The organism is Drancourtella sp. An12 (genome assembly GCF_002160935.1).
Classification (GTDB): domain Bacteria; phylum Bacillota; class Clostridia; order Lachnospirales; family Lachnospiraceae; genus Sellimonas; species Sellimonas catena.
Genome location: NZ_NFLO01000002.1, coordinates 73,042 through 94,406 on the forward strand (window position 1 = coordinate 73,042; position 21,365 = coordinate 94,406).

General features: G+C 46.8%; 18 protein-coding genes and 1 riboswitch. Of the genes, 7 read left to right on the forward strand and 11 right to left on the reverse strand.

Annotated features, from left to right (window positions below; all coding sequences use genetic code 11):
* Nucleotide 1: 1 nt before the first annotated feature.
* Both B5E64_RS02705 and B5E64_RS02710 read right to left on the reverse strand, forming a co-directional pair.
* A complete protein-coding gene (locus B5E64_RS02705; protein WP_087167002.1) occupies nt 2–388 on the reverse strand; it encodes a BlaI/MecI/CopY family transcriptional regulator in 387 nt (128 codons plus the stop codon).
* A 97-nt stretch (nt 389–485) separates the two neighbouring features.
* Nucleotides 486–1,385, reverse strand: coding sequence for a LysR family transcriptional regulator (locus B5E64_RS02710; RefSeq protein WP_087167003.1), 900 nt, complete (start codon nt 1,383–1,385; stop codon nt 486–488).
* A 444-nt stretch (nt 1,386–1,829) separates the two neighbouring features.
* On the opposite strand from B5E64_RS02710, the gene B5E64_RS02715 reads away from it, so the two are divergent.
* From B5E64_RS02715 to B5E64_RS02725, 3 genes are all read left to right on the forward strand, one after another.
* On the forward strand, nt 1,830–2,708 hold the full coding sequence (locus B5E64_RS02715) for a DUF3737 family protein (RefSeq protein WP_087167004.1): 879 nt from the start codon (nt 1,830–1,832) through the stop codon (nt 2,706–2,708).
* Between the two features lie 26 nt (nt 2,709–2,734).
* Nucleotides 2,735–3,901, forward strand: a complete 1,167-nt coding sequence (locus B5E64_RS02720) for a MalY/PatB family protein (RefSeq protein WP_087167005.1) — start codon at nt 2,735–2,737, stop codon at nt 3,899–3,901.
* A 134-nt stretch (nt 3,902–4,035) separates the two neighbouring features.
* Entirely contained in the window at nt 4,036–8,106 is a 4,071-nt protein-coding gene (locus tag B5E64_RS02725) for a TIM-barrel domain-containing protein (RefSeq protein WP_087167006.1), read from the forward strand.
* A 501-nt stretch (nt 8,107–8,607) separates the two neighbouring features.
* Here B5E64_RS02725 and B5E64_RS02735 read toward each other — a convergent pair.
* Together B5E64_RS02735 and B5E64_RS02740 are read right to left on the reverse strand one after the other, a co-directional pair.
* Complete coding sequence (locus B5E64_RS02735; protein WP_204247044.1) at nt 8,608–9,765, reverse strand: IS91 family transposase; 1,158 nt, start codon at nt 9,763–9,765, stop codon at nt 8,608–8,610.
* On the reverse strand, nt 9,758–10,621 hold the full coding sequence (locus B5E64_RS02740) for a tyrosine-type recombinase/integrase (protein WP_087167008.1): 864 nt from the start codon (nt 10,619–10,621) through the stop codon (nt 9,758–9,760). The genes B5E64_RS02735 and B5E64_RS02740 overlap by 8 nt, the downstream gene beginning before the upstream one ends.
* Nucleotides 10,622–10,986: 365 nt before the next feature.
* On the opposite strand from B5E64_RS02740, the gene B5E64_RS02745 reads away from it, so the two are divergent.
* Entirely contained in the window at nt 10,987–11,349 is a 363-nt protein-coding gene (locus tag B5E64_RS02745; protein ID WP_140398815.1) for a hypothetical protein, read from the forward strand.
* A gap of 70 nt (nt 11,350–11,419) precedes the next feature.
* On the opposite strand, the gene B5E64_RS02750 is transcribed toward B5E64_RS02745, so the two are convergent.
* A complete protein-coding gene (locus B5E64_RS02750) occupies nt 11,420–12,493 on the reverse strand; it encodes a Xaa-Pro peptidase family protein (protein ID WP_087167010.1) in 1,074 nt (357 codons plus the stop codon).
* Between the two features lie 206 nt (nt 12,494–12,699).
* Here B5E64_RS02750 and B5E64_RS02755 point away from each other — a divergent pair, with 206 nt between their 5' ends.
* Entirely contained in the window at nt 12,700–13,338 is a 639-nt protein-coding gene (locus B5E64_RS02755) for a hypothetical protein (RefSeq protein ID WP_087167011.1), read from the forward strand.
* A 125-nt stretch (nt 13,339–13,463) separates the two neighbouring features.
* Here B5E64_RS02755 and B5E64_RS02760 read toward each other — a convergent pair whose 3' ends face one another.
* Nucleotides 13,464–14,369, reverse strand: coding sequence for a phosphoribosylaminoimidazolesuccinocarboxamide synthase (locus B5E64_RS02760; RefSeq protein WP_087167243.1), 906 nt, complete (start codon nt 14,367–14,369; stop codon nt 13,464–13,466).
* 231 nt (nt 14,370–14,600) lie between these two features.
* On the opposite strand from B5E64_RS02760, the gene B5E64_RS02765 reads away from it, so the two are divergent.
* Together B5E64_RS02765 and B5E64_RS02770 are read left to right on the forward strand one after the other, a co-directional pair.
* Nucleotides 14,601–14,975 carry an HIRAN domain-containing protein gene (locus B5E64_RS02765; protein ID WP_087167012.1) on the forward strand — a complete coding sequence of 125 codons (375 nt, stop codon included), beginning with the start codon at nt 14,601–14,603 and terminating at the stop codon, nt 14,973–14,975.
* A 17-nt stretch (nt 14,976–14,992) separates the two neighbouring features.
* Complete coding sequence (locus B5E64_RS02770) at nt 14,993–15,985, forward strand: WYL domain-containing protein (RefSeq protein ID WP_087167013.1); 993 nt, start codon at nt 14,993–14,995, stop codon at nt 15,983–15,985.
* Nucleotides 15,986–16,051: 66 nt separating this feature from the next.
* Here the strand turns inward: B5E64_RS02770 and B5E64_RS02775 are convergent, their stop codons facing one another.
* The 5 genes from B5E64_RS02775 to B5E64_RS02795 form a co-directional block, all read right to left on the reverse strand.
* Entirely contained in the window at nt 16,052–16,741 is a 690-nt protein-coding gene (locus B5E64_RS02775) for a radical SAM protein (protein WP_087167014.1), read from the reverse strand.
* A complete protein-coding gene (locus tag B5E64_RS02780; RefSeq protein WP_087167015.1) occupies nt 16,728–17,321 on the reverse strand; it encodes an ECF transporter S component in 594 nt (197 codons plus the stop codon). The genes B5E64_RS02775 and B5E64_RS02780 overlap by 14 nt, the downstream gene beginning before the upstream one ends.
* The gene (locus B5E64_RS02785) at nt 17,318–18,328 is read right to left on the reverse strand and encodes a nucleoside hydrolase (RefSeq protein ID WP_087167016.1); all 1,011 of its coding nucleotides are present in this window, start codon (nt 18,326–18,328) and stop codon (nt 17,318–17,320) included. Before B5E64_RS02785 ends, B5E64_RS02780 begins: the two co-directional genes overlap by 4 nt.
* A gap of 31 nt (nt 18,329–18,359) precedes the next feature.
* A riboswitch (PreQ1 riboswitch) is annotated at nt 18,360–18,404 on the reverse strand.
* Between the two features lie 139 nt (nt 18,405–18,543).
* Complete coding sequence (locus tag B5E64_RS02790; RefSeq protein ID WP_087167017.1) at nt 18,544–19,806, reverse strand: Glu/Leu/Phe/Val dehydrogenase; 1,263 nt, start codon at nt 19,804–19,806, stop codon at nt 18,544–18,546.
* A 29-nt stretch (nt 19,807–19,835) separates the two neighbouring features.
* A complete protein-coding gene (locus tag B5E64_RS02795) occupies nt 19,836–21,128 on the reverse strand; it encodes an aminotransferase class I/II-fold pyridoxal phosphate-dependent enzyme (RefSeq protein ID WP_087167018.1) in 1,293 nt (430 codons plus the stop codon).
* Between the last annotated feature and the right edge of the window lie 237 nt (nt 21,129–21,365).

Below are 21,365 nucleotides of genomic sequence, written 5' to 3' on the forward strand. Positions count from 1 at the left end.
ATCAGCGGCCTCCTTTTTTTGATGTTCCGGACAAAAGCGCACGCAGTTCATCGAGGTCTTCTTCCGAAAGGCGGTCCTCCTCCAGGAAAGAGGAAACCATTTCGGTGAGATCCCCATGGTAAAAACGCTTCAGAAAAGAAGAACTCTCCTGTCCGATATATTCTTTTTCTCCGACCAGAGGAGTGTAGACAAAGATACGTCCCTGCTTTTCGTAGGTCAGAGCACCTTTGTTGACCAGCCGCTTGATCAGCGTCTGAATCGTTTTCGGACTCCAGGATGTCGTTTTCTCCAGACATTCCGTGATTTCATTTGTGTTGACCGGGGCACGCTGCCACACGATTTTCATGACTTCAAATTCCGCCTCGGAGATTTGCGGCAAACGGGTCATAACAGATTCCTCCCTTCAATCTTACAAATGTAATAGTTATATTATAAAAGAGAATACATCCAATTGTCAAATAAAGCGGGGAAAATGGAGAAGAAACCTATGCTTCATCCAGAGAAAGAGATTCCCGCAGGACAGAAATAAATTTTTCCACCGGTTTGGAAAACACCTGATACTTTTTCCAGATAATTGACATCTCTATCTCCAGTGCCGGATCAAGCGGACGAAAGCAAAGAGTACTGTCTCCGGTCGTATTGATCAGATGGTCAAAACTAAACGCATAGCCCAGCCCTTCATCGACCAACCGGGAAGCATTGTAAATCAGATTGTAGGTGGCTACAATACGAAGATCAGCCGGATCCCGCTTCAACCACTGCAGCACCTGGCCGCCGTTGGACTCCTGCTGGGAGACGATCAACGGCTGATCCCAGAGATCTTCTCTCCGGATTGATTCCTTCTCGGCAAGAGGCGAATCCTTACGCATCAGCACACCCCAGATATCCCGTACCGGAACTTTCAAAGCATGATATTTCGTCAGATCTACAGGACCAAAAACAATTCCAAAATCAATCAGTCCCCTGTCAAGAGACTCTCTCACAAACACAGCATTTCCACTTGAAATATGAAACTGGATGCCGGGATAACGCGACTGCATCTGCTTTGCCGCCCGCGCAATCAGCCGGATCCCGTCAGTCTCACCGGCACCAATATAAATATCACCGATCAGAACATCATCAGAAGCAGAGATCTCAGACTCCGTCTTTCGGACAAGCTCGAGAATCTCCTCAGCCCGCTTACGCAGAATCATCCCCTCTTCTGTAAGCGTAATCCGCCGGGAACCCTTACCACCCCGGATAAAAAGTTTCTTACCAAGCTCATCCTCCAGGTTTTTAATCTGCGTAGAAAGCGTCGGCTGTGAAAGATGCAACGACTCGGCAGCATGAACAATACTCTGTTCCCTTGCAATCGCAAGAAAATATTGAAGAACACGAAGCTCCATAAACACATTCCTCCATCAGACTTATCACACAAAATATAAACTATACAAAATTTAAAACATACTATAAAACACTACAAATACTATACCCCGAAGCAGAATAGGTTTCAACTATAAATCCTTATAAACTATAAATAATTACTATCTTATACGCTTTATCGGGGACGTGTTCCGGTGCACAGGTACACGACGTAAATGGACAAAAAAGTCTCAAAACCCGCATAAAATAAGGCCAAAACCGAATTGTCAGATTTTTTCCATCGGGGACAGGTTCCGAAACGCCGGAACACGTCCCCGAAAAATATCCATAACTTTCAGCTATGAAAAGGCATAGTACATAAGTATTTGCTATTTTGTTTTGGCCGTTCTATAGTTAGTTTAGTAAGGAGACTGGGTATTATCCAGGAGCAGGTATTTATAAAGAAGATCGTGAGGAGGTTTTGGAACATGGCAGAAAGAGAATTAGTAAAGCAGGCGTATCTGACAGGGGAAAGGCCGTTGTTTCATGCGGAGCATACGGATGTTTATGATACAATTTTTACAGATGGGGAGTCGCCGTTAAAGGAGAGTGGTGATATCAGGCTTTATGGCAGCATGTTTAAATGGAAGTATCCGCTTTGGTACTGTAATCATATCTATGCGGAGGACTGTACATGGTTTGAGATGGCGAGAGCGGGTGTATGGTATACAAATGATATCACGGTGAAAAATGCGGTCATTGAGGCGCCGAAGAATTTCCGGCGCTGTCAGGGGGTGCATCTGGAATATGTGACATTCCCGAATGCGGCTGAGACTTTCTGGAACTGCAGTGATGTGACAATGGAACATGTTACGGCAAAGGGTGATTATTTTGCCATGAACAGTGAAAATATGAAGCTGTCCGATTTCCAGCTGATAGGGAATTATTCTTTTGACGGTGTGAAAAACATGGAAATCCGAAATGCCAAGATGCTTTCGAAAGATGCGTTCTGGAACAGTGAGAATGTGACGGTTTATGATTCTTTTATTTCAGGAGAGTATCTGGGATGGAATGCGAAAAATCTGACATTGATTAACTGTACAATCGAGAGTCTTCAGGGGATGTGTTACATCGACAATCTTGTAATGAAGAACTGTCGTCTGCTGAATACGACGCTGGCCTTTGAGTATTCGACTGTGGATGCTGAAATTCATGGAAAGGTGGACAGTATCCTGAATCCGTCCGGCGGTACGATCTGCGCGGATGAGATCGGAGAACTGATTATTGAAAAAGACAGGATTGACCCGGAGAAGACCAGGATCTGCTGCAAGTCGGTTGAAGAAAAGCTGGATCGATTTTGTGCATAATCGGGCAGGACAGGAGGAAACAGGGTATGAATTATGATTTTGATAAGCCGGTTAACCGGCGTGGAACTCTGTCTGTAAAATGGGACGTTGCCGGGAATGAGCTTCCGATGTGGGTGGCGGATATGGATTTTGAAACGGCGCCGGAGATCCAGGATGCAATTCAGAAAAGAGCAGGCCACGGTGCTTTTGGATATACTTTGATCCCGGATGAATGGTATGAGTCCATTCAGAACTGGTGGGAGACGCGCCATCAGTTCCGGATAGAAAAAGACTGGATGATTTTCTGTACCGGCGTGGTGCCGGCCATTTCCAGTGCGGTTCGGAAACTTACGACTCCGGCGGAGAAAGTCGTGCTTCTGACACCGGTTTACAACATTTTTTTCAATTCGGTTGTAAATAATGGAAGATATGTTGTAGAGTGTCCGCTTTCCTATGATGGAGAATGTTATGATGTGGATTTCGAAGCGCTGGAAGAAGTGCTTTCTGATCCCCAGACGACTATGTTGATTTTCTGTAATCCGCACAATCCGGTGGGGAAAATCTGGACGAGAGAGACGATGGAGCGGATTGGAGAGCTGTGCTGGAAATACCATGTGGTGGTTATTTCGGATGAAATTCATTGTGAACTGACGGATCCTGGAAAATCCTATATCCCGTTTGCATCGGTATCGGAAAAGTGCAGGAATAACAGTATTACCTGTATTGCGCCTACCAAGACATTTAATCTGGCGGGGCTACAGACAGCGGCTGTGATGGTGCCGGATGAAACTTTGCGTCATAAGATCTGGCGGGCCTTGAATACGGATGAAGCGGCGGAGCCGAATGTCTTTGCCATGACGGGGGCAATCGCGGCTTACCAGAAAGGTGGCCCGTGGCTGGATGCACTGAGAGACTATCTATATGAAAATAAACAGGCTGCGGTGGAATTTATCAAAAAAGAGATCCCGAAGATTCATCTGGTTCCTTCCGAAGCTACGTATCTTCTCTGGATTGACTGCCGGGAAATTACAGAGGATTCGGAAAAACTGGCTGCGTTTCTGAGGAAAGAGACCGGGCTGTATTTGTCGTCCGGAATCCAGTACGGCAAAACAGGAGAGGGATTTCTTCGAATGAATATTGCATGCCCGAGGGCGGTTCTAAAAGACGGACTTCAGAGATTGAAGGATGGAATCACTTTATATATTTATACATAAGTACAATCTTTTTGTAATATTGGACAGAAAAAGCGCTCAGTGATAGCGCTTTTTTGTCTGTTCTGGTAGAATGAATTTACAAAATTTTAAGGCATCATGCATAACCATTCTGGTTGTGTCAAAGGAGGATTGTAATGAGTGAGGAAAAGAACGCATTTTGCGGGACATTAAGTGAGGCATCCGTCATTCAGAAGGATGCGGACAGAAGCAATATCGTATATCTGTCATTTCAGGAAGGAATCAAAGGGAAGATTACATTTCTGGAAGAATCGATTTTCCGCTACGATGTAAGTACAGATGGAGCATTTCCGGAATATGCTGCTCCAAGAGATGAGGCGCATACGGCAAAGATCCAGCAGTATCCGGATGAATCAGATGCATACGCAAAGCCGGAAGTAAATGTGGAGGACCAGGGAGAATCCATCACTATACAGTGCGGCAGAACAAAAATTGTATTCGAGAAAGCAAAAGCACTGATGACAGTCTATGCAGGAGAACGTAAGGTGATGGAGGAAGCAAAGCCTCTGGAATTTACTTCGGAAGAGACGATTCAGACACTTCTGCGCAGTGAAAATGAGCATTTCTACGGCGGCGGAACACAGAACGGCCGGTTTGTGCATACAGGCCGGAAGATTCAGATTGTCAATGAAAGTGCATGGATGGATGGAGGCGTGGCATCTCCGAACCCATTTTATTATACGACAGGCGGATATGGTGTGCTGAGAAATACGTTCTCAGACGGACTCTATGATTTCGGTGAGTCAGATGCGGATGTGGTTACGGCTGCACACAAAGAGCACCATTTCAGTGCGTATTATTTTGTTACCGAAAATGAAGGAGGCCGTCAGATCGTTATGGATCTGCTTCGGGCTTACTACCATGTGACAGGAAATCCGCTGCTGCTCCCGGAGTATGGATTTTATGAAGGACATCTGAACTGCTATAACAGGGATGCGTGGTCAGATGAAGCGGGAGATAAGGCGTGGAATGTCAAGGGAACCGAGTCTCACCTTAACGAAGGAACCACCCATTATGAAAGTGGAATGGCAACCGGCTACCGGCTTTCCAAGGGACAGCATTCCGAGTCGTTAAACGGAGAAATGCCGACAGTGGCTGTGGAGAACTACCCGGAAAATGTAGATACTCCATATGAATATTCGGCAAGGGCTGTACTGGACAAATATCTTCAGTATGACATGCCGCTTGGATATTTCCTGCCAAACGACGGATACGGCGGAGGTTACGGCCAGAATGGCTACTATGTACAGGGAGGCGTTCTGGAAGACGGAAGCAGTTCCGAAGAGCGCATCGCTGCGGTGGACGCCAATGTAGAAAATCTGGCACGCTTTACAGAGTACGCCAACAAAAGAGGTGTGGCGTCCGGACTGTGGACAGAGAGCAACTTAAGCCCGGATTCAGACGAGAAGACCTACTGGCATCTGCTCCGTGATTTCCGTAAGGAAGTAACCAGGGGCGGCGCTACTACGCTGAAAACGGACGTGGCATGGGTCGGACCGGGATATTCCTTCCAGTTAAATGGAGTCAAGACAGCGTACGACATTGTCACAACAGCAGAAAACTTCCGTCCGAACATCATTTCTCTGGACGGCTGGGCAGGCTCTCAGAGATTTAACAGTGTATGGAGCGGCGACCAGACCGGAGGAAACTGGGAATATATCCGTTTCCACATCCCGACCTACATTGGAAGTTCCTTAAGCGGAAACCCGAATATCGGAAGTGATATGGACGGAATTTTCGGCGGGAAATCGCTGATTGCGGCAAGAGATTACCAGTGGAAATCCTTTACACCGCAGATGCTCAACATGGACGGATGGGGAAGCTATATGAAAGCACCGTTTACTTTCGGTGATCCGTATACCGGAATCAACCGGATGTATATGAAGATGAAATCCATGTTGATGCCGTATATTTATACCTGCGCGGTGTCCGCATCCAATCTGGAAACCGGAAATGAGGATACAGGCCTTCCGATGGTGAGAGCGATGTTCCTGGAATATCCGGATGATGAGTATGCATACAGCCGTTCCATGCAGTATCAGTTTATGCTCGGCTCCAGTATTCTGGTGGCGCCGGTTTACCAGAACGTGGCAGGAGACGAGATGGGAAATGATGTAAGAAATCATATTTATCTGCCGGATCCGGAGCAGATCTGGGTAGATTATCTGACCGGAGAACTGTATCAGGGCGGGCAGGTTTTAAATAACTTTGATGTTCCGCTCTGGAAGCTGCCTGTCTTTGTAAAACAGGGAGCGATTCTGCCGATGTACGAAGCAAACAATACGCCGGATGCAGTGAAAAAGGATCATAGAATCGTTGAAGTATGGCCGGCAGGTGAAACGACCTATACCGTATACGAGGATGACGGAAAATATATTTCCAATGAGACAGAAGAAGACGAAGCATACGGAACGATCGACCATGTTTCCTACGGGGATCATGTTTCTACCCGGTACACATCTAAAGTAGAGGGAGACAAGGCAGTTCTGACGGCAGAACGGTCCGAAGGAACTTATGAAGGATATGAACCAGACCGCAGTACAACATGGATTGTCCATCTGACACAAAAACCGGATGCGGTGCTTGTAAAGAACGGAGCAGAGACTCTGAAAGCAAGAGAAGCCAGAGATTTACAGACACTGGAAAACCAGATGCCGGATGCGGGCGAGGCACTTTATTACTATGAGGAAGCTCCAAAACTTCGTACTTTTGCATCCGCAGATGAGAAAGAGCTTGCAAAGATGACAGATGAAGTTCGGACGGCACCGAAGCTTTACATCCGGCTTCCTAAAGTGGATGTGACAGCAGTAGAACAGTCCGTGGAAATTCAGGGATTTGTCTGTGAGATGGAAGTAGGAAAAGAGCAGGAAAATCCGGCGCTTTGCGTGCCGGAGCTTACGATCGCGGAAGAGGAGAAAACAGCTTCCTCCATGTGGCTGCGCTGGACAAAGACAGATGGTGCTTCCAGTTACGAAATGCTGGTAGACGGACAGCTTTATACGATGGGAGACGCAGACTCTTATCTGCACGATGATCTGGATTATCATTCCGAACATAGTTACCAGATTCGTTCCAGAAATGCAGATGGCTATTCTGCATGGAGCAGCGAGGTTCGGACGATGACGCTGTCTGATCCGTGGAGAAATGAAATCGGAGCAGCAGGTAAGGTAACATTTACCGGAAGCGATGAGGCCGGCCCGCTGAAATATGCGACAGATCACAGTTTCCGTGGCCTCTTCTTCTCGGCAGACGATGTTGCAGGACAGAAGATCCCGTTCATCTACGATTTTGGCGCGGCATACGAACTGGACAAATTCGAATACTATCCGCGTGACAGCTATGGAAGCGGTACAGTACAGCGTATGAACGTCTACTCCAGTATGGACGGAGTACACTGGAAACTGGAGTGGAACGGAGCCGAACACGATGCATGGACGTACAATACGGATCTGGATGTGGAGGAAAACGTACAGACCGTACCACTTACCGGTGTTCTTGCACGCTTCCTGAAACTGGAAGTAACAGAGTCTTTAAGAAATTACTTTGCGGCACACGAACTTCCGGTTTACAAAAAAGACGGCACGAAACCATTTGCTGTGGGAAGCACAAACAAGAATGAAGAAGTCTCCGAAGGAGATTACACGAACATGAAGAACTATCTCGGAACCTCTATCAAGGACGGATCCAACTTCGTGGATCAGATTCAAAAGAGAGGCGGAGATATCAACATGAATGGTGTTTACGATGTATACGACTACGCATACACCATGTTCCAGCTGGACGGAGGCACAAAGCAGACCGGAACTGTTTCCGGAAAGATTCTCCTCGTGCCGGAAAAAGAAACGGTCAAAGCAGGAGAAACCTTTACAATTACTGCAATGGCAGAAGAGGCTGAAAATATCAATGCCTTCGGAAAGGTGCTTGACTACGATCCGGCAAAACTGGAATTTGTATCTGTCAGCCGGGAAGACGCAGTTGCTTCAATGGAAGATTTGACAGTCAATAAAGTTTACGGTGATGGAACCGCTTATGTAAACCTCGCATTTGCAAACCGGGGTGACAAGCCGCTCTACAACGGAAGCGGACAGCTTGCAGTCATCACCATGAAAGCACTGGCTGATGTACAGCCGAAGACAGATCTGAATCTGGATGACGTCCTTGCTATCGGACCAGATTTGATCAAATAAAAAAGTAAGAAAAAATAATTTTGGAAACAGGGAGCACCAGACTGCCGCCAGAAACGGCAAAAGGTGCTCACTTTTCTGCAATCAAAGCACACCCAACCCCAATATGCCGCTTCGGGGATTTATCTACCTGGCAAGAATTTATCAGAACTATATCAAACAGATAGACGCAAACATTTATGGGAAAACTCTGATTCCTTTACCGGTTCCGAAATATGTGGTATTCTATAATTCATCAGGAAAGTATCAGATTCAGAGCGGAAAAAGAGCAGTCCTGAGTAAAGCGGAACTGCTCTGAATGTGATTCTTTCCAATTGTACCAATTCGCGGACGGTCAGCCAGATCACTTATGGGGATTGGATCTTTCCGGAGAGCCGAAAAAGTTCGTATTCCATATGAAAAACGGGAAAATCCGATGAATTCCTGGCGGCAATCGGATTTCCGGGCATGTTTCGCAGACCTTCCAGTGGGAGGCCTAAAAAGCGATATGAAAAGAACGTTCGTTTATGGGGAAGGAGCATAACTCCTACCCAGCTGCTGCATGGAAGCGCAGCCGCATTCCGGACAGATTGACAGGTCGATGTTCCAGACTGCTTTCAGCAGTTCCGCCATGGACATCCCGGCATAGCGCTGGCGAAACCTCTGCCTCCCCTGAATCCGAAAGATCAGTTTGAGGTTTCTGGATTTCATCCGGTTGTTCAGAAATCCATAATAACGGATCTTTTGAAAACCGGAAGGGAGCACATGCATGAGGAAACGGCGGATAAACTCTTTGTGGCTGAGAGTGATCTGCCGTTTGGGATCTCCCGGTTTTTTTCCCCGTGCTGAGAAAGTCACTTCGGTTTCCGAAACAGAAAGGATGCGGTTGTTCGAAATGGCAATCCGGTGCGTGTAACGCCCAAGATATTCGATGGCATTGCCAAACCCGTTAAACGTCTCTTTGATATAAGGGCACCAGTCTTTGTTATACAAGCTGTTTTTGAAACGCTTCCATTCCCGGGGATCCTGCAGGGAATGACAGGAAGAAGAGAAAACAAGCTTTTCCTGCTGGTAGAGGGAATCCAGGAGGGCGAGATATTTTCCTTTGAATTTATCCCGAAGGACATAGACCGGAATAAAAAAGGCAGAGGAAGCCTTCCGGATTTTCCGGTCAGGGGTCAGTCCGCCGCCGGAGATAATACAATGCATGTGGACATGGTAGTCTAGTTCTTGATTCCAGGTGTGGAGCACCTGGATGATTCCAGGCTTAGCCCCGAGATAGTGCCGGTCAGCAGAGAGTTCCAGAAGGGTTTGGGCACAGCACTGATGGAGCAGACCGTAAAGGAGTCTCTGGTTGCAGTAGATCAGGGGATTGAGCTCATGAGGAAGCGTAAACACCACATGGAAGTAAGGGGAATCGATGACTTCCGCCCTGCGCTGATCGACCCAGAGTTCTTTGAATACACCCTGACAGTTTGGACAGCTGCGGCTGCGGCAGGAATTATTATGGAACTCCATATGACCGCACTCAGAACACCTGCTGACATTGACACCAAGCCCGCCGGACTTGCAGGCAAGGATTGCACGGGAGGCTTTCCGCTGTTCCGGAGACTGAACCTGTTGGGAGAGACAGTAATCGTCATAGGAATCCAGCCAGACTTTTTGAATCGGAAGGTTACTCAACGGAATCACCTCCCGTCCAGTCAAAAGGAGAGGAGACATGCCTGTCCTGGAAGGAAGCAAGATGGATATAGATCAGGGTCGACTTCAAGGACTTGTGTCCCATGAGATTTTTGATGGTAAGCAGGTCGGCCCCGTTTTCATAAAGGTGAGTTCCAAAGGCATGCCGGAAAGAATGGCAGGTGAACCGGTGTTCCCAGCCGAGAAATTCTTCATGGGCACGCAGATGTCTTGTAACGTAAAAGGTATCGATGGGACGGGAGGGGTCCGTCTGTTTCGGGAAAAGCCAGCCGCAGGGACGGCCGCATGCAAACCAGTAGCGGGTGAGAAGATCAAGAGCTTTTTGGGAAAGGATTGCATAGCGGTCGGAGCGGCTTTTGGAGCGCGCAACATGGATCCGCATCGTTTTGCGCTCAATATCACAGTAACGGAGATTACAGACTTCGCTGACCCTGAGGCCGGCAGAATACATGAGTGCAACCATCGCTTTGGGTTTTGGATCCGACAGGGTGGAGATAAAAGTATGGACTTCCTTTTTGGTCGGGACAAAGGGAAGATAGGAATCGAATTTCCTGATAGGAAGCTGTGTTGGATCCCATGGTTTATGAAGCACGTAGATGGTGAAGAACCGGAGCTGGGAGATACAGGCATTGATGGTACGGTCGGAAAGGGACCGATTCTTCTGAAGCCAGCGGATAAAATCCCGGAGTTCATCCCAGGAGACCTCCTCAGGCAGCTTGTGAAGAACAGAGTGAAGGTAATCCAGATAAGAACGGATATAAGTAGAATAAGAAGTTAAAGTATGGTCAGTAAGACCCCGGAGGGAGATCATCTCCCGGTAAATATTGAAATAGTCCATGACGGAACCTCCTTGAAAAAAATAATAAAAGACCGGCAGTGAAAGGACCTGTCAAGGAGGAGGTCTTGGGAAAAAAAGAGATATGTAGTTGTAGAGGATAAAAAAACATGTTAAACTAATCATAGCAGTTGGCGGTTTATGAAGATTGGTGTGTGTGGTAACTCAACAATACAACATAAATACAAAAACTGCTACTTTTTTTGGAAAAAAGTGATGGAAATGCGTACCTTGCACTAGCCGTCGCGCTAGCGACTTGGTACAATGGAAATCAGACGGAAGCAGATTACCAGGAATTATGTATTTCAGATGCATTTCTTCCAACAGAATCTTCAGAAGAGAAACCCGCGGTCGAATGCCGTGCAGTGATGCTAAATATCAATCTCGGGCACAACAAGGAACTGATGGAAAAATGCCGTGCATTATGGGAGTATGCTTACTTTGTCAATGAAGTAAAGGAAAATCTGAAAAACGGGGTGCCTATTGAAAACGCAGTGGCAGAAGCGAGAAAAGCATGCATTGACAAAGATATTTTGAAAGAATTCCTGGAAAAGAACAGTTCGGAGGTGGAGGACGTGATCTTAGAGGAATTCGATCGTGAATGGTATGAGAAGAAAGTCCGGGAAGAAAGCCAGAGGATAGGGGTGGAAGAAGGAAGAAATGAAGAATTGAGCCGGATTGCCGAGGATGAGAAGCTGCGGGAAGAGCTGTATCGGGAATATGGATTATAATAATGTAAAAAGAAAGCCGCTGCCTTTTCAGGAACATGTCCTGCAAAGCAGCGGCATTTGTATCTAAAGATTAGCCTACGATACGATATTTCTTTTCTACAGAGTTGAGAAGTTCATGTCCATCTTCTGTTACAAGAACAAGGTCTTCGATACGAACTCCGTATTTTCCTTCGATGTAGATACCCGGCTCGATGGAGAAGATCATGCCTGGTTCAGCAACGTTTTTGTTGATCGGGCTGACATCACCATATTCGTGGTCTTCCTGTCCGATGAAGTGTCCAAGACGGATCTTCCAGTATTCGCTATATCCTTTTTCATCGATGTAATCTCTTGCCTGAGCGTCGATATCGCAGAAACGAACGCCTGGTTTGATTACAGATTCTGCTCTTAAAACAGCTTCACGTACGATGTCGTGGATTTCTGTCTGTTCCGGATCAGCGGATTTGCAGTAGAATGTTCTTGTCATATCAGAGCAGTATCCCTGCCATACACATCCCATGTCGATCAGGACACATTCGCCTGCTTTCAGAGTACGTGTATCGCTTGGCTCATGATGCTGGTCAGCAGCATTTGGTCCAAAGCATACGATTGTATCAAAGCTGTTTCCGCTTGCTCCTGCTTTGAGGTATTCTGCATCGATGAAGTCAGCGATCTGTTTCTCTGTCATGCCTTCTTTGATGTAATCAGCAACCTTTTCCATAACAGCATCGTTGATTTCGGATGCTTTCTTCATGATTGCGATTTCTTCTTCATTCTTTACTGCGCGGACGCCGTCTACACAGTCAGATCCCCATACTGTTTTCAGCTGAGGAAGTTTTTCCTGCAGCGGGATGAGGAAACGTGCCGGCCATGTTTTGTCAATACCGAGCGGTTTTTCCGGATCAATATTTTCTGCAATAATGGAGATCTGGTCTTCCATATCTGAGAACCAGACTTCTTCAAATCCTGTGTCCTTTACAAAATAAAGGTAGTTTAGAAGCATGGTGTGCTTTCCACTTGTTCTGAGAATCAGAGCGTATAATCTTTCGCCCGGATTAACCATGATTCCTGTCAGGAAACGGATACTCAGCGGATCGGATACGATCAGCTGTGTCAGGCCTTTCTCTTCCATTTTGCTTAATACTCTTGAAATTCTGTCATTCATTGGTAATATGCTCCTTTCGTATTGCTAACATACTCTGGGAATATTATAGCACAGATAGGGAAGAACTCAACTGTTTTTTGTGCATATTGTTTATACTGTAGTATGAAAAATTATGATGGTAAAAATTAAAAAATCTTAAGGAAAGCTTCCTTGTTTCTCCGGAGCGGTTTCGATATACTGACACCACAAACGGAAGGAGGGATTCAATGAAAAAGAAAAAGCTGGAGCTGCCCGTTCTTTGGATGGAACAGACGGAGGGAACGGACGAATGGTATGTAGGAATGCATTATGGAGGCGGTCCTTATGAGATCTATGAGGCAGAAGATATGATCAGTATGGGCCTTGGTTTTTCCGGAAATCAGATTTATTTCATTCACTATCCGGATGGAGAAGTTTATGCCCCTTTGAAAAAGAAAGAAAATGTCTATTATGAAAGGCCGGTATGGGATGAAGACAGGTTTGGAATTGCGGCAGTAGATTTTGGAAAAAGAGAAGTGATCATTTACTCCTTTATGCCTGGAAAAGAAGTACAAATCCTTCATAAGATTCCGCTTACAGATATCCATGACTGTTATAATCTTAGAATAGAAGCCTCCCCGTTGACACTTAGCCGACAGAAAGATCAGGTCTATGAGATTCTTTGGCCGGAGAAAAAAAGATTTGCAGTTAAAGAAAACGACAGTATGATTTATCGGGACGGAAATACGCTGTATTTTTCCAGGTGGGCGGAGACACCGGAATATCTGGAGTATGTTGTAGCTGTAAATGTTGAAACGGGAGAAGAAATCAGCGTGGAGAAAGGAAATTTATACCGGATGCCGGATGGAAGTTTCTGGCTTGTTTAAAAGTGCGCTTTCAGAAAATGATATAACAGACAATGCCTCCACCCCGGATGGAACTGTGGGTTCATGACCCGGCAGCGCCGAACGGGTGGAGGCATTTTATCAGTTTATAAAGAAGTTTGAAAAGATTACAGTGTCTTTCCTGTCAGCATTTCATATCCCTGCAGATAGATGTCGATGGTTTTCTGTACGACATCTTCCGGCAGTGTCCAGTTATTGTCCGGATTTGCTTTCAGCCAGTCGCGTGCGAACTGCTTGTCAAAGGACGGCTGTCCATGTCCCGGCTCATAACCGTCAGCAGGCCAGAAACGGGAGCTGTCCGGTGTGAGCATCTCATCACCGATCACAATGTTTCCGTCTTCATCCAGACCAAATTCAAATTTGGTGTCTGCAATAATGATGCCGCGGGTCAAAGCGTAATCTGCGCACTTTTTATAAAGAGCGATGGTATAGTCACGAAGTTTTGCAGCGTACTCTTCACCTTTGCCAGGGAAATATTTTTCCAGGTGGGCAATGCTCTGCTCATAGGAAATATTTTCGTCGTGTTCACCGATCTCTGCTTTTGTGGATGGTGTGTAGATTGGCTCCGGCAGTTTGTCAGATTCTACCAGCCCTTCAGGAAGTTTGATGCCGCATACTGTGCCGTCCTTCTGATAGCTTGCCCAGCCGCTTCCTGTAATATAACCACGGACGATACACTCGATCGGGAGCATATTCAGCTTTTTACACATCATGCTGTTGCCGTCAAACTGCGGCTGCTGGAAAAATTCCGGCATATCTTTTACATCTGTGGAAATCATGTGGTTTGGAAGGATATCTTTTGTCATATCAAACCAGAATCTGGACATCTGAGTCAGTACAGTGCCCTTCTTTGTGATCGTATTATTCAGGATCACATCAAAACAGCTGATACGGTCAGTAGCGACCATGATCAGGCTGTCACCGTTATCATAGATTTCACGTACTTTTCCTTCTTTAATCGGTTTCATTTTACATACCTCGCTTCTTAAGATCTCATTATGTTTTACTTCCATATAATAGGATAAGCAGAAACGCGGCAAATTGCAATCTTTTTCTGCTCTTTTTATATAGTCGTTTTTATTGGACACCATAAGAGCTATGATAAAATCAGAAAAAGAAAAGGCGAAGGGAGTGAAACATATGAAAGGATATGTTACGGACAAAGGGTATATGGGACTGGTCGAAGGGCGCTACATTCTCTTCGCCAGCGAAAGAGAGTACTACGATTATATGGAGGACTAAAGATGGGAAAAGTCTATATTACAATTACGGGGATGAAACACTATTTTGGACAGGATTTCCTGAAACCGGGAATGAAAATCGAACTTATCAAAGAACCGGACAATGAATTTGATAAAGAAGCAATCCGGGCAGAGATTAAGGGGATTGGCAAGATCGGTTATGTGGCGAACAGCCCGTACACGGTTTTTGGAGAAAGTATGAGTGCGGGAAGAATTTATGACAAGATCGGAGAAACAGCATCTGCCAAGGTGGTATACGTGCTCCATAACGGAGTCATCTGCAAAATCCGAAAAAAGGATCTGAATGACGGAAAGAAAAAGAAAGAAGAACCGGGCGGAGCAGAGGACGGTTGTGATATACTGGTACATATACCATAGGCCGGAGGAAAATGAGGATGCCAAGAGGAACGAATCAGAAGTTTAAGTTATATTATCTCGCGAAAATCATGCTGGAAAAAACCGATGAGGAACATTATATTACAATGCCGGAGATCCTGAGGGAGCTGGAACGGTATGAAGTGACGGCGGAACGGAAGAGTATCTATACAGATCTGAAAGATCTGGAGAAGCTTGGGATCGAAGTGGAAGGGGAACAGGTCGGCAAGTCCTACCACTATCACGTGGTGGACCGGCAGTTTGAACTTCCGGAGATGAAACTTCTCGTAGACGCAATTCAGTCCTCGAAATTTATTACAGCACGGAAATCACGGGAACTGATCAAAAAGCTGGAAAGTTTTGTGAGCGAATATGACGCGCGAAAGCTTCAGCGTCAGGTCCACGTATCCGGGCGGATCAAGACGATGAATGAAAGTATCTATTATAATGTGGATGAGATTCATCATGCGATTGCTGAGAACCGGAAGATCCGTTTTCACTATTACCAATGGAATACAAAAAAGGAAATGGAGCTGCGCCGGGGAGGAGAGTATTATTGTGTCAGTCCGTGGGGACTGTCCTGGGATGCAGAGAACTATTATCTGATCGGCTATGATTCGGAAGCGGAAAAGATCAAGCACTACCGTGTGGATAAGATGCTGCATATTCAGATGACGGAGGAGCAAAGAGAAGGACGGGAGCTCTACCAGAAGCTGGATCTGGCATCCTACTCAAGGAAAAGTTTTGGAATGTTTGGGGGGAAAGAGGAGAAAGTAAGACTTCGGGTCAGAAATGATCTTGTGGGAGTCATTATTGACCGGTTTGGAAAAGAGGTCATGATGGTACCGGGACAGGAAGGATACTTTACGGTTTCCGTAGATGTCAATGTCAGCAGCCAGTTTTTCGGATGGATTTTTGCACTCGGCAAGGGGGTGGAAATTCTGGGGCCGGAGTGGGTCAGGAAAGAGATGAAGCGGGAGATCGGGAAAGTGATGGAAATGTATGCAAAGTAGATCGGGAAAATGATATCCGTACCATTCAGCCATAAAAGAAGGCTGCGCACGCCGCGCAGCCTTTTATCAGTCTCCGACACCGAAGTCGGTATTTTCATACAGCACTTCCACGGAAGGATCTTCTTCCAGATACCGGAACTCTTCCAGAAACCATTTAACCAGGTCCTCATCCCGTTTGACATCCGTCGTATTGTTGGTGAAGACGTTGATGGTACCGAGTTTGAAGTAACGCTTTAAAAGCGCAATATCGTTTCGGATCATCTCTTTTGTCTGGCCTTTGATTCCTACCATCAGGCACGGGGAGTCAAAGTAGCGGCTCAGCTCTTCGGCATCCTGAAAGTCCGCATGTTTATTCAGGTAATGTTCTCTGAAGTCGTAATCAAAGGTTTCGGCACCGGTTTTGTAGACGATCTGGATTCCAAAGAATTCCCGCATTTCATCCAGACGCTTCCGGTAGATCCAGTGGGCCTCAAAAAAGAGCTTTCGGATGTTCTTTTCCCGGACGATGTTTCGGATATCCTCCAGCGTCTCTTTTGGAAGTTCAAAGCAGCTTCCGGAATTGATGACTTCCAGAACACCGAATTCTCCGGTGACGTGGGAGAGCACTTCACGGTTCAATGCGAGCATGCCTTCTTTGTCTCTGGAATTGTCATCGATGTAATCGCAGAACCGGCATTTGCCCCAGACGCATGGATAGGCTTTCAGCAGAACGATTTCTCGCTGGTTTTTATTGGTAATTTTACTATAACGATCCATAATTTCTTTGTCCTTTCTTTAGTACTGCCAGCATGGAAGCGGGCAGTACTCCAAGTACCAGTACAGACAGACACAACATGACAGCCCGGTCCAGATAATCCGTCAGAAGCTGCACACAGAACACGCTTGCCGTCAGATTCAGCCCTGTATGGTGCAAAAGCTGTACGAGGATAGAAGAACCGGAGGACGTAATTCCGCCGAACAGAAATGCGGTGATGGAAGCGGAAACAATCGTTCCAGGGACCGTTACTGCCGCAGCGAACAGTAGAATCCGGTATTTTCCCGTTTTGAAAGATTTCTCGTAAAAGAGAAATCCGGCCGCAAGAGCGGTGACCAGCTGAACCGGGAGATAAAACAGGGAATAGATATCTGTGGTGAATCCGGTCAGAAGCCCGCTTAACAGTCCCGGGATCATTCCGTAAAACGGGCCGAACAACATAGCCGACAAAAAGGTACCAAGGGTATCCAGGTACAGAGGGATTCTAAGCAGAAGTGCGATATTTGCCCCGGCAATGTTTAATACGGCAGCCAGAGCAAGGAAGCACATCTGCAGTACAGTCAGTTTTTTTGGTAAATTCATGCCGTCACCTCCTCTGTCAGAATACGGGAAAGAATATGCCGGGCCGCCGTTTCGTCTGCACCAAGTACCTGACAGCAGAACAAAAGCCAGAAACGGTACGGATTCGTCTCGGTTAAAATGTGGCTGTTGTGCGGCTTCTTCCAGAATTCATAGGCATCCACCAGAGTCTGTCCGTAGCTGATTCCTCCGGTTTCCACTGCTGTATAGGCGTCAAAGCCGCTGCAGATGGAATGATCGGCAAAATAGGCAACAGCAAGCGGGTCGTTGATGACGCATCCGATGATGCCTTCCTGCTCCCAGTGGAAGTCCAGATAAAACCGGGTGATCGCTTCGATTTTTCCGCCAAGGAACGGATGAAGCCGTTTCATGTACTCGATCAGGTTTGGAGTCAGGACGATCTTCCGGGTGACGTCGAGTCCGATCATATGAATGTTCTTCCCGGACAGTTCCGGCAAGGAAGCATATGCTTCAAAGACCTTTGCGGCGGCATCCGGATCACACCAGTAGTTGTACTCCGTCACAGGAGAACAGTTCCCGTGTGATTTGTAAGTGCCTCCCATGGAGACAAGCTCCTGTATCCGGACAAATGCTTCCGGAGACCGTTCCAGAAGCCGGGCCAGATTTGTCAGCGGGCCAAGCGCAATGACAGAAACCTGTTCCTCTGATAAAAGCACATCAGAAAGATAAGAAACTGCGTCGGCTTCGGCCGGGGAACCTGCCGGATCCGGAAAAGCGGATTCTCCGAGACCGTCCCCGCCGTGGGTATCCATCGCGTCTACGTATGGCCTTACAAGAGGCTTTGCCTCACCTGCATAGACAGGGATCTCTGTTCTGTTCATCAGTTCAAGGATTTTCAGTGCGTTTTTCACGCCTTTTTCGACGGGAACATTCCCGCAGACAACTGTGATCCCGATGACGTCAAGTCCCGGAAGGGAAAGAGCCAGCATGAGCGCCAGTGCGTCATCGATTCCCGGATCGCAGTCCAGAATTACTTTTCTTGCATTCATTCTCCAATCTCCTTTGTTTTTTTGAATTTTGAGATACTTGGTTTTTTATACTGGGAAGTTCACGAACCAGTCCGGGCAAATAGCCCGATTGTATAAATGCAGAATAAGTATAGCAGAAGAAAGCGGGAAATGGAAGAAAAAACAGGCGCAGTTATATATGCGCCTGTTTATGTAAAAAGTTATATGTTCCACTTTTCTGGAGGATTTTGCTTTTTTTACGGCCAGATTGCTCTTGCGGATTTCGCATCCACAACACGTTTCAATGCGATCAGATAAGCGCCCATACGGAGTGTGGTATGCTTTTCCTGTGTCAGATCCCATACGGATTCAAAGGCCGCGTCCATGATATCTTTGAGTTTCTTGTTGACTTCGTCCTCGGTCCAGCTGACGGACTGAATGTTCTGCACCCACTCGAAGTAGGAGACAACAACACCGCCTGCGTTGGCAAGGATGTCCGGAACCACTTCAATTCCCCGTTTTGCAAGAATTTCATCCGCCTCAGAGGTGGTTGGCCCGTTGGCAGCCTCCACAATAAGCTTTGCCTGTATTTTTCCGGCGTTTCCTGCATTGATCTGGTTTTCCAGAGCGGCCGGTACCAGGACGGTGACCGGGAGCTCCAGAAGCTCCTCGTTGGAGATGTGGGTGGTACCATCCTCATTGAAATCTTTTAAGAGATTTCTGCGGTCTGCGGCCAGGTAGGATAAAATGGCCGGAATGTCCAGACCGTCCGGATTGTAGATGCCGCCGGAAACGTCGCTGATGGCTACGACCTTTAATCCTGCTTCATGAAGCAGTTTGGCAGAAACACTTCCCACATTTCCGGCACCCTGTACAGCAACCGTTGTACCTTCAGAAGGGATGCCAAGTTTTTTCAGGATATTTAAGGTTGTAAACATAACGCCGCGTCCGGTAGCTTCATTTCGTCCAAGAGCTCCGCCCAGTTCCAGCGGTTTTCCGGTGACAACACCATGAATACAGTGGCCTTTGAGCATGCTGTAAGTATCCATGATCCATCCCATGACAGCGGCATTTGTTCCTACATCCGGTGCCGGAATATCCTGTTCCGGTCCGATCAGCGGAGCGATTGCTGCGGTATAACGTCTTGTGATAGCCCGGATTTCGTTCTCGGAAAGTTTGGATGGATCACAGACAACGCCGCCTTTGCCGCCGCCGTACGGGATGTTGACAACAGCGCATTTAAAAGTCATCCATGCAGCGAGCGCGCGTACTTCGTCTGCATTAACGTCCGGATGGAAACGAATGCCTCCTTTTGCAGGACCTCTGGAAGTGGAGTGTTGGATCCTGTACCCCTGGAATACATGTGTCGTCCCGTCATCCATCCGGACCGGAATGGAAACCTTCAGTTCCCGCTCCGGATATTTGATTGCTTCAATGTCGCTGTCACTGTATCCAAGAATGGCAGCTGCGTCCTGTACTACCTTCAGTACATTGTCATACGGATTGTAGCTCTGTTTCATGATTACATTTCTCCTTTTTGATGACCTTTCTATTTTGGCTGGTTCCCCAGCAGTTTTTCAAGATATGCGATTTTTATACATAGAATCAAGATGTCCATGGCCTGTGCCAGTTCTTCTTCGGAAGGGTAAGACGGGGCAATACGGATATTGCTGTCATCAGGATCCTTTCCGTACGGATAAGAGGCGCCGGCTACTGTCAACGTGACTCCGGCCTGCCCGGCAAGCTCGACCGTCCGTTTTGCGCATCCGTCGGAGACATTCAGGGAGATGAAGTAGCCTCCTTTCGGACGGCTCCAGGATGCAATGGAAGAATCCTGACCGATACCTTCCTCCAGTTTCTGAAGGACGATATCAAATTTAGGGCGCAGAAGATCAGCAAGTTTCTGCATATGAATCAGAATCTTTTCCGGCGTACCGAAAAACTGTACATGCCGGAGCTGATTCAGCTTGTCGTGGCTGATTGTCTGGGCGGACATATGGCCCAGAAGCTCTTTTATATTGTCCGGACTTGCGGCGATCAGAGAAACACCGGCTCCCGGAAAGGTAATTTTTGAGGTAGAGAAAAAATAGTAGCACCGGTTTGGATGGCCGGCCTTTTCACAGGCTGTAAGGATATCTTTCAGCGGTACCTCTTCGTATATATGGTGGATTCCGTACGCGTTGTCCCAGAAAATCCGGAAATCATCCGCGGCTGTTTCCATGGAAGCAAGTTCCTCTACCACAGCATCGCTGTAGCAGACACCCTGCGGGTTGGAGTGCAGCGGGACACACCAGATGCCCTTGATCTGCTCGTCGTTTTTGACCAGTTCTTTCACCTGGTTCATATCCGGGCCGTCTTCCAGAAGACGGACAGGGATCATTTCGATGCCGAGTTCTTCGCAGATCCGGAAGTGGCGGTCGTAGCCTGGAACCGGGCATAAAAATCTGACGGTACGTCCCACGGTCCGATAATCGGCCCACGGCCTGTTTCCGCCTGTGCCGAACAAAAACAGGAAAGCCATTGTATCAAACATGAGATTTAAGCTGGCATTTCCTCCCATAATAATCTGATCTGCCGGTATACCGAGCAGATTCCCGAACAGCTTCCGGCATTCGGGGATACCCTGTAGGATCCCATAGTTTCTGGCATCGGTGCCGTCTTCCAATATACAGGAATCAGGGAGACGGAGAAGATCCATGGAAAGATCCAGCTGATCCGGGGCCGGCTTTCCGCGGGACATATTTAAATGAAGTCCCTTCGCCTGTTCCTGTCTGTATTCATTCCAAAGTGCAGACTGAAGATCTGTCAGTTTTTCTTTGGAGAGTGCTCTGAGAGATGTCATGATCGTTTTCCTCCTTGCTCTGCCCTCATTATAGAAACGGCCGGGAGAAAAAACAAATATTTATATTTGTATAAATTTTATAAAAGAAAATCTATAGCAGCCCATAGAATAATCAAAAAAATAGACAAAAAAATCAAAAATATTTTGAAATAATTAGACAAAACAGCTATGATATAAATAAACAGTTATAGAGACTATAGACGAGCTGTATTTGAAATCGGAGATGTCAGGGGATAA

Coding starts and splice junctions, on each gene's coding strand:
- B5E64_RS02790 (WP_087167017.1), bottom strand. CDS start 19,806: ATGAAACAGAGCTACAATCCGTATGACAATGTACTGAAGGTAGTACAG.
- B5E64_RS02715 (WP_087167004.1), top strand. CDS start 1,830: ATGGCAGAAAGAGAATTAGTAAAGCAGGCGTATCTGACAGGGGAAAGG.
- B5E64_RS02705 (WP_087167002.1), bottom strand. CDS start 388: ATGACCCGTTTGCCGCAAATCTCCGAGGCGGAATTTGAAGTCATGAAA.
- B5E64_RS02780 (WP_087167015.1), bottom strand. CDS start 17,321: ATGAATTTACCAAAAAAACTGACTGTACTGCAGATGTGCTTCCTTGCT.
- B5E64_RS02745 (WP_140398815.1), top strand. CDS start 10,987: ATGCTAAATATCAATCTCGGGCACAACAAGGAACTGATGGAAAAATGC.
- B5E64_RS02725 (WP_087167006.1), top strand. CDS start 4,036: ATGAGTGAGGAAAAGAACGCATTTTGCGGGACATTAAGTGAGGCATCC.
- B5E64_RS02710 (WP_087167003.1), bottom strand. CDS start 1,385: ATGGAGCTTCGTGTTCTTCAATATTTTCTTGCGATTGCAAGGGAACAG.
- B5E64_RS02755 (WP_087167011.1), top strand. CDS start 12,700: ATGAAAAAGAAAAAGCTGGAGCTGCCCGTTCTTTGGATGGAACAGACG.
- B5E64_RS02765 (WP_087167012.1), top strand. CDS start 14,601: ATGGGAAAAGTCTATATTACAATTACGGGGATGAAACACTATTTTGGA.
- B5E64_RS02775 (WP_087167014.1), bottom strand. CDS start 16,741: ATGGATCGTTATAGTAAAATTACCAATAAAAACCAGCGAGAAATCGTT.
- B5E64_RS02770 (WP_087167013.1), top strand. CDS start 14,993: ATGCCAAGAGGAACGAATCAGAAGTTTAAGTTATATTATCTCGCGAAA.
- B5E64_RS02750 (WP_087167010.1), bottom strand. CDS start 12,493: ATGAATGACAGAATTTCAAGAGTATTAAGCAAAATGGAAGAGAAAGGC.
- B5E64_RS02740 (WP_087167008.1), bottom strand. CDS start 10,621: ATGGACTATTTCAATATTTACCGGGAGATGATCTCCCTCCGGGGTCTT.
- B5E64_RS02785 (WP_087167016.1), bottom strand. CDS start 18,328: ATGAATGCAAGAAAAGTAATTCTGGACTGCGATCCGGGAATCGATGAC.
- B5E64_RS02720 (WP_087167005.1), top strand. CDS start 2,735: ATGAATTATGATTTTGATAAGCCGGTTAACCGGCGTGGAACTCTGTCT.
- B5E64_RS02795 (WP_087167018.1), bottom strand. CDS start 21,128: ATGACATCTCTCAGAGCACTCTCCAAAGAAAAACTGACAGATCTTCAG.
- B5E64_RS02760 (WP_087167243.1), bottom strand. CDS start 14,369: ATGGAAGTAAAACATAATGAGATCTTAAGAAGCGAGGTATGTAAAATG.